10 protein-coding genes are annotated in these 11,833 nt (G+C 63.9%); 1 reads left to right on the top strand and 9 read right to left on the bottom strand.

What is annotated here, in order from left to right:
* Nucleotides 1–37: 37 nt before the first annotated feature.
* The 9 genes from qhpE to GGR38_RS09435 all read right to left on the bottom strand — a co-directional run bounded on the left by qhpE (nt 38) and on the right by GGR38_RS09435 (nt 11,008).
* A complete protein-coding gene (gene qhpE, locus GGR38_RS09395; RefSeq protein WP_183624846.1) occupies nt 38–709 on the bottom strand; it encodes a subtilisin-like serine protease QhpE in 672 nt (223 codons plus the stop codon).
* Nucleotides 702–2,378 carry an ABC transporter ATP-binding protein gene (locus GGR38_RS09400; protein WP_246404405.1) on the bottom strand — a complete coding sequence of 559 codons (1,677 nt, stop codon included), beginning with the start codon at nt 2,376–2,378 and terminating at the stop codon, nt 702–704. The genes qhpE and GGR38_RS09400 overlap by 8 nt, the downstream gene beginning before the upstream one ends.
* Before the next feature lie 17 nt (nt 2,379–2,395).
* A complete protein-coding gene (locus GGR38_RS09405; RefSeq protein ID WP_183624850.1) occupies nt 2,396–3,391 on the bottom strand; it encodes a hypothetical protein in 996 nt (331 codons plus the stop codon).
* Nucleotides 3,392–3,396: 5 nt separating this feature from the next.
* On the bottom strand, nt 3,397–4,497 hold the full coding sequence (locus GGR38_RS09410; protein ID WP_183624852.1) for a YncE family protein: 1,101 nt from the start codon (nt 4,495–4,497) through the stop codon (nt 3,397–3,399).
* 40 nt (nt 4,498–4,537) lie between these two features.
* On the bottom strand, nt 4,538–4,879 hold the full coding sequence (gene qhpC / locus GGR38_RS09415) for a quinohemoprotein amine dehydrogenase subunit gamma (RefSeq protein WP_183624854.1): 342 nt from the start codon (nt 4,877–4,879) through the stop codon (nt 4,538–4,540).
* On the bottom strand, nt 4,876–6,327 hold the full coding sequence (peaB, locus tag GGR38_RS09420; RefSeq protein WP_183624856.1) for a quinohemoprotein amine dehydrogenase maturation protein: 1,452 nt from the start codon (nt 6,325–6,327) through the stop codon (nt 4,876–4,878). The genes qhpC and peaB overlap by 4 nt, the downstream gene beginning before the upstream one ends.
* Complete coding sequence (peaA, locus tag GGR38_RS09425) at nt 6,324–8,126, bottom strand: quinohemoprotein amine dehydrogenase subunit alpha (protein WP_246404407.1); 1,803 nt, start codon at nt 8,124–8,126, stop codon at nt 6,324–6,326. Before peaA ends, peaB begins: the two co-directional genes overlap by 4 nt.
* Nucleotides 8,127–8,339: 213 nt before the next feature.
* On the bottom strand, nt 8,340–10,523 hold the full coding sequence (locus tag GGR38_RS09430) for a xanthine dehydrogenase family protein molybdopterin-binding subunit (protein ID WP_183624857.1): 2,184 nt from the start codon (nt 10,521–10,523) through the stop codon (nt 8,340–8,342).
* On the bottom strand, nt 10,520–11,008 hold the full coding sequence (locus tag GGR38_RS09435; protein WP_343059057.1) for a (2Fe-2S)-binding protein: 489 nt from the start codon (nt 11,006–11,008) through the stop codon (nt 10,520–10,522). Before GGR38_RS09435 ends, GGR38_RS09430 begins: the two co-directional genes overlap by 4 nt.
* A gap of 127 nt (nt 11,009–11,135) precedes the next feature.
* On the opposite strand from GGR38_RS09435, the gene GGR38_RS09440 reads away from it, so the two are divergent.
* Entirely contained in the window at nt 11,136–11,804 is a 669-nt protein-coding gene (locus tag GGR38_RS09440) for a TetR/AcrR family transcriptional regulator (protein ID WP_183624859.1), read from the top strand.
* Nucleotides 11,805–11,833: the final 29 nt, after the last annotated feature.

Here is an 11,833-nt window from a genome sequence, read left to right on the forward strand (position 1 = left end):
ACTCAAGCCCCCATGGTTCGCGCCATGGGGGCGCTTTTTATGCGGTGGCTGGGGGTGAGGAGAGCGCGGCGCGCAGGGCGGCGGGCGTCTTATGCACCTGCGCCAAAGCTGCGGCAAAACCGCTGGCCTGGGCTACGGCAAAGCTGATGCCATAGAGATTGCGCCTTTGCGGCACACCGGGGATCGGGCGTGGATAGCCGCTGGCGATCATCTGTCCATCGCGCCACTGGAATGTCTCGCGCGGGATGTCCCAATCCAGCCCCACGCCCAGCACGCCGGGCAGCGAGCCGGGCAGGCAGGGCACGCCATCGGCCTGCGCGGCGGCCAGCACGAGCGCATCGGGCGCTCCGGCGATGGCATCGGCAAACAGTGGGGCATGAGCGGCGTTGGTGGTGCCAAGGCTGAGGTTGATGATATGCGCGCCCTGCTGGGCGGCGATGCCGATGGCGCTGGCCAAGGCCATGGCGCTGCCGCGCAGGGCATCGTGAAAAACGCGGATAGGCAGGATGTTGGCCTCGGGGGCCTTTTCCTGAATCGCGGCGGTGACGGCGGTGCCATGGCCAAGCCGGTCGAGCGGGATCGCGCCTTGTTCGATCACCATGCCATCCGTGCCGATGGCGAAACCGGGGCGCAGGCGGGCGGCGTTAATATGCGGGTGATCGGGATGCACGCCGCTGTCGATCACCGCGACCAGAATGCGTTCAGCCATAAGTCGTCATGCCATCTTTCAGGGTAATCACCCGATCCGCCATCGCGGCCAGCGCGGGCTTATGCGTGATGACGATCAGCGTGGCATGGGGCAGGGCGCGGCGCAGGCTGGCGGCGATCAGCGCCTCGGTATCGCTATCGAGCGCGGCGGTGGGCTCATCCAGGATCAGGGCCTCTGGCCGCCGCAACAGCGCGCGGGCCAGCGCAACCCGCTGCCGCTCGCCCGCCGATAGGGCAAGGCCGCGTTCGCCCACCGGCGTATCCAGGCCTTGCGGCAGGCGTGATAGCAAAGCTTCCAGTCCGGCGTCATGCGCGGCGGCGATCACCGCATCGCGCCCCGGATCGTTCAGGCCAAAGGCGATATTGGCATAAAGCGTGGCGTTGAACAGAAAGGGCGTCTGTTCGACCAGCAGCACCGCGCGCCGCAGATCATCCAGCGCCACCTCGCGCAGGTCCGTATCGCCCAGCATCACCCGCCCGCCATCGGGGTCGATCATCCGCACCATCAGATCGGCCATCGTCGATTTGCCCGCCCCGCTGGGGCCGAGGATCGCGCAGAAAGAGCCCGCCGGAATGGTGAAATCCGCATCACGCAGCACCGGCGCGCGGCCATGCGAGAGGCGCACGTGGTCGAAGTGGATGCTGCAAGGACCGGCGGGCAGGGGCAGGGGGCTGGCGGCCTCCTCCACCTCCGGCGCGGTGTCCATCAATTCAAAGATCCGCGCCAGCGCCACGCGCGTCTGGGCCAATGTGGCGGACAGGCCGAGCAGGCCCTGAATGGGCGCGAACAGGCGCTGCTGATAGGCAAGGAAGGCGACCAGCGTGCCGATCGTCATCCGTCCGGCGGTGATCTCATAGCCGCCCCACAGCATGGCCCCGGCGGTCGAGGCCGAGAGCAAGGTGCCCGGCACCGCGCCCGAGAGAAAGGACGTCACCTGCATCCGCAACATGGCGCGCACAAAGCCGTCATTGGCGGCGGCAAAACGCTCCCGCTCGCGCGTCTGCGCACCCAGCGCGACAACGGTTCGCATTCCCATGATCGTATCGACCAGCATACTACCAATATCCGCGCCTGCCTCGCGCATTTGCCGGGACAGTTCGGTCAGGCGTTTCTGCGCGCGCAGGAAAGCCCCCACCGCCAGCGGCACCAGCACCACGCCCACCACAAACAGCCGCCAGTCGAGCCAGAGCATCAGCGCGATGCTGCCCGCCAGAAACAGCAGATTGGCCAGCGCGGCCAGCAGAGTGTCGCCCGCAACCCGCTGAATATCGGATACATCGCTGTTCAAGCGGCTCATCAGATCGCCAAGGCGAAAGCGGCCGAAGAAGCGCGGCGAGAGCTTTTGCAAATGCGAAAGCACCGCGACGCGAATGTCGAACAGCATTGCGGCCGAGAGCGAGACATGCAGCCAAGAGGCCGCAATATTGAGCACGTAGGAGCCGACCGTGGCCCCCAGCATCAGCCCCGCCACGCGCCACAGCACGCCCATATCATGGCGCATCAACGCGCCATCGATCATCAGCTTGGAAATATAAGGCTGGGCCAGACTGAGCGCGGTGGCCATCAGGCTGACCAGCATCACGGCGGGCAGGCGCGGCAGATATGGGCGCAGATAGGGCCAGAGCCGCCGATAGGCCGCCCATGGCGCAGGGGGAGGGGAAGCATGCAAAGCGTTATGCGGCGCGTTCAGGTCGCGGCCTCCCGTTCGATCAGTTGAAACCCGCGCAGCAGATAGCGCGGCTCCGGCATATGCGCGAGCTGCGCGGTGGTCCATGCGTAACCTTGCGCAAGGGCTGCCACCTGTTCGCGCCACCAGGGTGTGTCGCCGCCGGTGGCATAGAACTGGCCCGAGATCTGGATATGGCGGCGCAAGGATGCGGTCAGCATGGAGTGGTAATGCGTGGCCAGCGCTTGCCGGTTGCCGCGATGGGCGATGACGGCGGCGGCGAGGATCGCCTCGCGCACCGATTGCGCGCTGCCATCGCCGCAAATGGGGTCAAACGCGATGGCCGACATGCCGCAGGCCAGCCAGTCCGGCCCAGCCAGACGCGCCAATTGACGCGGCGCGGTTTCAAACCCCGGCGAGCTTTCGCCAAGACCCGCAATCAGGGGCGCGATCAGCAGGCTGCCCTCCAGCAGGCGCTCCAAGGGCGCGCCCACGCCCAGCAGCCAGCATTGCGCCGGGCCGGAGGGGATCAGAAACAGCCAGCCCTGCGCCACCGCCTCAATATGGCATGTGGCATGATCGGCCTCGGCGCGCAGCATCACGCGCGCGGCCATCGCCCGCCGCTGGCCGAAGCGCATCAATTCGCCATCGGGAAAGGGGAGCGCGCAATGGAGCGTGGCGACAGGCGCAAGGGCATCGGCATCGCCCGCCAGTTCTTCGCCCAATGCCGTGATCAGGTCATCCTCGGACACCACCACCGCGCCATGGGGCATGGACAGTGCATCGCCGCCCCAGCGCACCACGCGCCGCGCGATCCGGTGGGCATCGGCAAACAGATCATCCCGCCCAAAAGCATCGCGGATCAGCCCCAGCGCGGCATCAGACAGCATGATGACCGGCACGGGCGAGCGCCGCACCGGTTCATGCGCGATGGCAAACCCCGCGCCGCGCAGCAAATACGCCGCGCAAGCCCCCGCCAGCCCGCCCCCACGGATCAGCACGGACTGGCGCGGCATTATGCTCACTGGGCGTAAACCAGCCCGGCCATGGTGGCGTCGGCGTCAAGGTTCCACGTCTTGTCCCATTTCAGCGTCTTGGCGTCATAGACTTCGATGTCATAGCTGGCGCCATAGATGTAGAGCTTCTTGCCGTCGCTCGACATGCCGAACTGGAAACGCGAGCGGCAGGGGAACTCGGCCTTGTCCACCACCTTGTTTGTGCCAAGGTCGAAGTGCCAGATTTCGCAGCGCTTGTTGCCGGTCGTGCCCTGCGTGGTGACGGTATAGCCATCCTTGCTGTCGGGCGTGATCTGCAGGCCCGCCATCTGATAGGGCGCGGGACCGATGGGGGTGAAATCGAAGGTTTTCGACGCCAGCTTGAAGCGGCCGATGCCAAAGATCTTGTTGTGAATATAGGGATCGGCAGCCGTAAACAGCGAGACATATTCGTCATTGTTGCGCAGCAATTCCACCCCGCCGCCAAAGCTGGTGTTTTCCAGCCCCGCGCCTTCGGGCTTTGCCATGTCGATCTTGTCCACCACCTTGAAGTCGGAGGTGTTGAGGATCACCACCTTGTCGCGGAACAGATAGAGCAGCTTGCCATCGGGCGAGATCATCATGTTGGCCCGCGCGGCGTTGAGCGCATTGTCCTCGTCGGGCAGATCGACGGTCTTGACCACCTTCTTGAGCGTCAGGTCGATGGTGGCATATTGCCACTTGCTGACCTTGTAGCGATCAACGGATTTGTCGATCGTCATCATGATCGTATAGAAATATTTGCCCGTCGGATCGGGTACGCCGCCGGTAAAGCGATATTTGGTGGTCGGCGTGTTCAGGCTGAACTTGTTCAGCACCTTGCGCGTGGCGGTGTCCAGCACCTCGATCCCGCCGGTGGTGATGGTGGTGACATAGATCCGCTTGTGATCGTTCGACAGGCGCAAGGATGTCGGAAGACCCGTGTCGAGCTTGATATGCTCGGCGATCTTGCCGGTGGTTTCCTCCACCACGAACAGCTTGTCCGGGTATGTGCCCATCACGATGGGCGCGGCGCTTGCGGCCACGGGAGCTGCGGCCAGCAACAGGCCGGCAAGGCGGAGAGATTTGCCAGAGCGAGAATGCGTCATGTGGCAGGCTCTTTCATAAGAAAGGTCGCAAGATCCGCGATCAGGGAAAGATGATGTCCAGGCTGCGCCAGTCCTTGGCCGCCGCCGAGCAATTGCTGGCCCAGTCGGGCGAGTAATTGACGTGGTCGGGCACCTGCACCGGCCAGAAGCAGGTGACATAGCAGTCATAGATGTCGCGCTCGACAGGCTGGCACAGGCCCGCAGTGCCGCCGCTGGCGTCCACTTCCCAGCCGGGCGAGAAGGACAGGGTGCAGCCCATCGGCACATGCGGGCGCACTTGCTGTTGCAGGGCCACGACATCGTCCTGCATGGCGGCGGTTTGCGCCTCCACGCTTGCGTCAATCGCCTTGGCCTTCTGGTTGATGGGGCGCAAATGCTTCATGACAGGCCCTTTCTTTCAGCAAATTTTTCTAGGAATTCGGGGTTCTGCACCGCCAGCGTGCCCTGAATTTTCAGGCAGGTGTCGGTCCATTCGCGGATCCAGTCGCAATAATGCAGATTGGCGTGGCCGGTGTCGCCATAGCGGACAAAGGCCTCATGATGGCATCCGCCCGCGCATAATGGCCGCGCCCAGCAGGACTGGCAGGCATATTTGGCGCCGACATGGCCCTTGGTCAGGAATTCGCCCTGCGCCTTGCGGTCGATGCCGCTGGAGACATGGCCCATCACATGGCTGTCGGCATCGGTGAAGCGGTGGCAGGGCGAGAGATCGCCCGAAGGCGACACGCCCAGCAGGCCCAGACCCGCCCCGCAAGGGTGGCTCTTGTTGGTGCCCTGAACCAGCTCGCCAATGGTTTCCGAGACGTTGGAGAAGCCGTGCATCCGGCCCTTCAACGCATAGGCCAGCCATTCATCCGCCAGTTGGTGGAACTGCTCCAGCACGGTGACCATGCCTTCCTCGCCCAGCGCATAAGCTTGTTCGCCCGATTCCGTCACCGGTGCAAAGCCGACCTCGTGAAAGCCGATATCCTCGCGCAGGTGGCGGAAGATGCTCACCACATCGGTCACGCCCTTGCTCAGCGTCACGCGCGCGGTGATCGCGCGCGTGCGGTGGCGGGCGATCAGCTTGCGCAGCTTGGGCTCGATCACATCATAGCTGCCCTTCCCGCTCTTATAGACGCGGCGCTTGTCCTGCATCTCCTTGGGGCCGTCGATGCTGACGGTGACGCCGATCTGCTGTTCGGCCAAAAATTCGATGATGGGATCGGTCAGCAGCGTGGCATTGGTGGTCAGGCTGAAGGTTATGGTGCGACCCTGGGCCGTGGCCTGATCCGTGGCATAGGCGACGACCTGCCGCAGCAGCGGAAAGTTCATCAAGGTTTCGCCGCCGAAGAAGGTGATATGCACCGCAGGCCGCCCGCCCGACTGCGCCAGCAGCAGGTCGACCGAGGCCTTGGCGGTGTCGATGGTCATATATTTGGGCTTACCGTTTGGCGTGGCGATCTTGTCCGCGCCAAACTCATAGCAATAGGTGCAGGCCAGATTGCACTGGTTGGTGATGTTGAGCACCAGCGCCTGAAGCGGATAATCGCCCTCCGGCTTGGCCGGGGCGGGGGCCGCCACGGTCTGATCCGAGACGATCACGCGGGCAAGGCGCAATTCGCGCACCAGATCCTCGGCGTCCGCAGGGCTATAGCCGCCGTTGGTCAGCGCCGTGATCAAATCGCCATGGGCCATTTCCGCGCCGTCCAGCATGGACAGCACCTCGCCCACCGCCCCGTCGAGCGCGAAGATGGCGCCCGCCGAAACGAGGTAGATGAAATCCTGTCCCTGTGCGTCAAAGCGATGAACCTCGCCGCTGCGATAGGTGTGGGTCAAAGGCGCGCTCATTGATTCACCTCCGGCTGATCCCAGCGCTTGTAGGCAGGCACGGTCACGACCATGAAAGCCTTGGCGGTCAGGGGCTTGCCATCGGCGCCCTTTTCCGCCTTGGCGGTGGCGGTCACCCAGACCTCGCCGTAATTGTTGCGGTTCCATTTGCGCTGGGGGTTCGGCCCGTCGATGTTGGGGGTGAAGAAGCCGGCGGTGGAGAGTTTGCCGACGAAATTCACGTCATCATCGTAATAGACCGAGGGGAATTCACCCATCGAGAAGGTTGCGTCGATCGGGCCGATGGCCACGTCATCGGCGGTGCCCGCTTTGCCGTCGGCGCCCTTGTCATAGCCAATGGCCTCGAACTGCAGGTATCCCTTGGGGTGCTTCTCGCTGCCGCCAAGGCGGGCCAGCGAGGTTTCGGGCGTGACCTTGATGTAATCGACCTTTTTATAGATCGGCAGCGCCTTTTCCAGCACCGCCCCGCCAATGGCCACGTCATGCGCCCCCACGGTTGCATCGGCGGCCACATCGACGCTCAGCACGATCTCATCATCGCTGGCCGAGACGATCTTCCTGGCCACCACACCCTTGCCCAGCGTGATGTCGGAGAGGGCGAATTTGGTCGGCAGCTTGTCGCCGATGATGTGAAGCTGCGCGCCCATCGTGCCGGTCTTGACCGCATCAGGGGTGACGCTGGCGATGGTGGGTTCGGCGCTGGCCTTGGTCAATTTGACGTCAAAGCCGAACTCCTCATAGGCGCCCCAATACCAGCGGCCCGCCGCCGACTTCTGATCGGGGGCAAACCACATGGTTTCGCGCGCCTCATGCGCCGGAGCATCCGGGGCGGCCATATCGCCCGCGCCCTTCGACTTGCCGCGCCAGGAATAGCCCGAATAGACGATGCCGCTGCCGGTGCGGGTGATCGTGGTGCCGTCCTTCAGGGATTTGAGCGTGATCGTGGTGGTGAAATCATCGCCCTTGGGCGCGATCACCATCGAGCCTGCATAGCGGCCCTTGCCGGGCAGATCGGCCGAAACCAGCCATTTACCCGCCAGAGCGGCCGGGCGCATACGCGCGCTCCACGAGGCCCATTCGGCCGAATGCAGCGGGGCAACCTTGCGCATATATTCCAGCGCAACCTCGCCCGGCGTCGGGCCCTTGGCGGCCGGTGCGCCATAGCCCTGCGGAATGCCATGTTCGTCCACGCCGCGGCGATATTGCACTTCGGCCTGCGAATAGAGCGCGATGTGGAATTCCTGCAGCAGCTTCCACTCATTGGCCGACCGGCGCCAGCTCAGCGGCTGGGCAAAGGCGTGGCACGAGGCGCAGGCCGCGCGCACCGTTTCATTGGGAATGTTGGTTTCATCCAGCACGCGCTTTTCGGTCAGATACATGACCGGCTTGGCCTCATCGGGCGCAAGGCCATGGCTGGCCGAAAGCGAGCGGATGACCTTCTTGGCATCCTCGGCGGTGATGACCAGCCCGTTGAGCTTGACCATGCGGTGGATCGCCTGCGCCCAGCCTTCGGGCGTGGTGCGCATCCATGAAATGCGCGACAGGTTGCCCTTGCCGTCATTGGTGTGGCACGCGCCGCATTTGTCGATGACCAGCTTGTCGGTGACGGGAATGCCCGCTTCCTTTTCGCCGGCCTGTTCGTCGGCCTGCGCCACGGCGGGGGCCGCGCCATGCAGCACCGCCATGCCCAGCGCCGTGGCGGTCAGGCCCAGCAGCGCCAGACGGCGCCGATGCCTTGATGGCGTGTGTTTCAATGACGCAGGCGCGCCAATATCCGAAGGATCGGACGGGAAGGTCATAGTATCAAATTCCCCCCAAGCTGGAACTCGCTGGCTCAAACTGTGGCGCCATGAATCGGCGGCTTCGGAGGGAAGATTGGACAGTCGTCAAAAATCCTTCAAGCGCCTTTTTGCCTTATACGCAGTTTGGCGCAAACCATGCCGGGCTTTGCAGCAAAAACCCGCCCCCTACTGCGCAAAGGGCGGGCTTTTCTTAGCCATTTCGGGCGTTTTTCAGGCCAGCTTCAGCGGCAATTGGCGCAGCCTCTGCCCGGTTGCGGCAAAGATCGCATTGGCCAGCGCCGGGATCACCGGGGGCAGCGAGGGTTCGCCAAGCCCGGTGGGCGGATAATCGGTTTTCAGGAATTGCACCGCGATCTCGCGCGGCACCTGTTCGATGCGGATCAGGGGGAAGTCGCCAAAGCTTTCGGCCTGCACCACACCCTTCACCTGCTCGATCTTCTGCTCGACCATGCCTTGGCCGAGCCCCTCGTTGACCGCGCCCTGCACCTGATGGCGCGCGTTGATCGGGTTGATGATCTGGCTGCCAATGTCGCCACAGGCCCAGACCTTGTCCACCCGCACATTCGCGCCATCGGTGATGGTGATGTCGACCACTTCGGCAAAATAGCCGCGATGGCTGAAATAAAAGCCAAAGCCGCGCCCGCGTTTCTCGCCCTTGGGGCCGGGGGCCAGTTTGCCGCCCTGCCAACCTGCCATCTTGCACACGCCATCAATGACCGCGCGCGCCCGGCCCGAATGGAGCACAGGCCGCCCCGGCACCACCGCCAGATCGCGCGGGGCCCCCAGCGTGCGGCGCATCAGTTCGGGCAGGTCGATCCCGGCCGCCTGCGCGATCTCGTCCATAAAGCTCTGATAGACAAAGGACACCGCGTTGGATGTGGGCGCACGCAGCCAACCTGTCGCCAGATTGGTGGGCAGATAGGTGATGCCGATTTCGGAATCGGCCAGCACATTGACCGGAAATTCGAACGGACTCATCTCCGCCGCGCGGATCGGCTTGCCATCCTTGCCAAAGCTGACGAAATGATCGCGGAAGGCCACCAGATCGCCCTTGGCGTCCAGCCCTGCGGTGAAGCGGTGCCAGCCTGCGGGGCGGTAATAATCGTGGCGCAGATCATCGGTGCGGTCGAACAGGATCTTGACCGGACGCCCCGGCAGAGCCTTGGCCACTTGCCCTGCCATCACCATGTAATCATTGATCAGTCGCCGCCCAAAGCCGCCACCGATGCGGGTCTGGTGGATGGTGATGTCCTCGCCCTTGATGCCCAGCATGGCGGCGGTGTCGCTGCGACCATTGTTCGGCGCCTGACTTGGCGCCCAGATCTCCAGCTTGCCATCGACCCAGCGGCCCGTGCAATTCTGCGGCTCCAGCGTGCCATGCGCGAGGAATGGGTAGGAGTAATCCGCCGTGATGGTCTTGGCCGCGCCTGCCAGCGCCTTGGCCACATCGCCATTCTTGGCATGGGCAATCTGCGGCCCGGCGGCCAAGGCTTCGGCTGCGCCCTTATCATAGGCCTGCGTGGAAAAGCCCTGCTGTGCGGCATCGTTCCACGTTACCTTGACGGCCTCGCGCGCGTTCTTAGCGGTCCACCAACTGTCGGCCACCACGACCAGCGTGTCGAATTTGCCCGGCGCGACCGAATTGCTGTTCACCGGCACCACCGCGATCACGCCCTTGCGCTTCAGCGCCGCACCGGCATCATGGGATGCGATGGTGGCGCCATGGGCCGGGGCCTTGATGATCGCGCCATGGATCAGGCCGGGCATATCCACATCAATGCCGAACAGGGGCTTGCCCCGCGTGATCGCCACCGTATCGACGCCGATCTTGGACTGGCCGATGATGGTAAAGCGCGAGGGATCCTTGAGCGCGACCTTGGCCAGATCGGGGGCCGTTTCCGTCGCCGCGCCGCGCGCAAAGGCGGCATAGGGCGCGCTCCGCCCCGAAGCCGCGTGGGAAACCTTGCCCACCGCCGTGGTCAGGCTGGATGCATCCACGCCCCATTCTTTTGCCGCCGCGCTCAGGATCATCGCCCGCGCCGCCGCACCCACCTGCCGCATGGGCAACCAGTTGTTGGGCGTCGAATTCGACCCGCCCGCGCTTTGCACGCCATAGATCTTGTCATTGGCCAGCGTGGGCTCGATCACCACCTGATCCCAGCTCAGATCCAGCTCCTCGGCGATCAACATGGGCAGCATGGTGCGGATGCCTTGACCGATCTCGGGGTTCTTGGAGCCGATGGTCACCTTATTATCCGCGCCGATGCGGATGAAGGCGTTGAGCGGCACCGCGCCGGGATCTTGCGCCAAGGCAATCCGCGCCTCAAACGCCAGCGCGCCAGCCCCCACCAGCGAGGCGGCCATAAAACCGCGACGGTCGATAACAGCGCTCATGCGGCGTCTCCCGTCACATCGGCCATTCCGGCCGCTTTCCTGATCGCGCGGCGGATGCGCAGGTATGTGGCGCAGCGGCACAGATTGCCGTTCATGCCTGCATCAATCTCCTCATCGCTGGGTTTCGGATTGGCCAGCAACAGGGCCGTGGCTGAGAGGATCTGGCCAGCCTGACAATAACCGCATTGCGGCACGTCGATCTCGCGCCACATTTCCACCAGCTTCGCCCCCTGCGGCACGGCGCTCGCACCCTCAATGGTGGTGACTTTATGCCCTGCCGCCGCCGACACCGGCGTCTGGCACGAGCGCACCGCCTGTCCATCCAGCAGCACCGTGCAGGCCCCGCAAAGCCCTTGTCCGCAGCCGAACTTGGTGCCCGGCATCTTCAGTTCTTCGCGTAGCACCCAGAGCAGGGGCTTGTCCGCATCGGCCGTCACGCTGACCGGTTTGCGGTTGATGGTCAGGGCGAATTTTCCTTGGCTCACGTTTGCGGGCTCCTGATGGGATGTCGGGCGATACTGGACGTGCTTCAAGATTCCGTCAAGCCGGGTGCCGGGGAAGGTTGCAAGACGGGCAAGCCGATGGCATGGCGCCCCAAGGAGAAGAAGCCCCATGGATCTATCGGAAGACATCGTCACCACCGCGCGCCCCGGCACCTATTCGCGCGGGACAGAGACGGTGGACGCGATTTTGAAAGCCGCGCTGGGTGTGCTGATCGACGAGGGCGCGGCGGCCTTTACCATCCGGCGAATCGCGGCGGCCTGCGGGATGAAGGTTGGCAATGTCTCGTACCATTTCCCGCGCAAGGAAATGCTGGTTCAGGTGCTGCTCGATGAATTGCTGGCCTCCTATGAAAAGGTGCTGGAGGATCGCGTGCGCCTGCCCGATCTGACCACCGAGGAGCGGTTGCGTTTGTTGATCGTGATTTGCCTTGACGATATTGCGGGCAAACGCACGACCCGGCTGTTCACCGAACTGTGGGCGTTGGCCAATCACAATGATTTCATCGCTGATCGCGTGCGCGGATTTTACCAGCGGGTGCATGATTTCATTGGTGAATATGTCGCCGTGCTCAATCCCGCCCTCTCGGCGGACGAGGTGCGCACCGTGGCCCTTTATATCAGCGCCAGCATGGAAGGTTCGACCCCGTTTCTGGGCTTTGAAAAGCCATGGGCCGACCGGATGTCCGCCTATACGTCAATTGCCGCTCATGCGCTTGTATCGCTTGCCAAAACGATCACTTCGCGAGAGATTACCGGAATGACAAGCCAGACGGCCTGAGCCGTCGGCGCCTTCTGACGCAGGACACC

The sequence above is a fragment of the Novosphingobium sediminicola genome (genome assembly GCF_014196525.1).
In the GTDB taxonomy this organism is placed as follows: Bacteria; Pseudomonadota; Alphaproteobacteria; order Sphingomonadales; family Sphingomonadaceae; genus Novosphingobium; species Novosphingobium sediminicola.

Bases quoted from the DNA above. Each gene is read 5' to 3' on its own strand.
- GGR38_RS09410 (WP_183624852.1), bottom strand. From the start codon at position 4,497: ATGACGCATTCTCGCTCTGGCAAATCTCTCCGCCTTGCCGGCCTGTTG.
- peaB (WP_183624856.1), bottom strand. From the start codon at position 6,327: ATGAGCGCGCCTTTGACCCACACCTATCGCAGCGGCGAGGTTCATCGC.
- qhpE (WP_183624846.1), bottom strand. From the start codon at position 709: ATGGCTGAACGCATTCTGGTCGCGGTGATCGACAGCGGCGTGCATCCC.
- qhpC (WP_183624854.1), bottom strand. From the start codon at position 4,879: ATGAAGCATTTGCGCCCCATCAACCAGAAGGCCAAGGCGATTGACGCA.
- peaA (WP_246404407.1), bottom strand. From the start codon at position 8,126: ATGACCTTCCCGTCCGATCCTTCGGATATTGGCGCGCCTGCGTCATTG.
- GGR38_RS09430 (WP_183624857.1), bottom strand. From the start codon at position 10,523: ATGAGCGCTGTTATCGACCGTCGCGGTTTTATGGCCGCCTCGCTGGTG.
- GGR38_RS09405 (WP_183624850.1), bottom strand. From the start codon at position 3,391: ATGCCGCGCCAGTCCGTGCTGATCCGTGGGGGCGGGCTGGCGGGGGCT.
- GGR38_RS09440 (WP_183624859.1), top strand. From the start codon at position 11,136: ATGGATCTATCGGAAGACATCGTCACCACCGCGCGCCCCGGCACCTAT.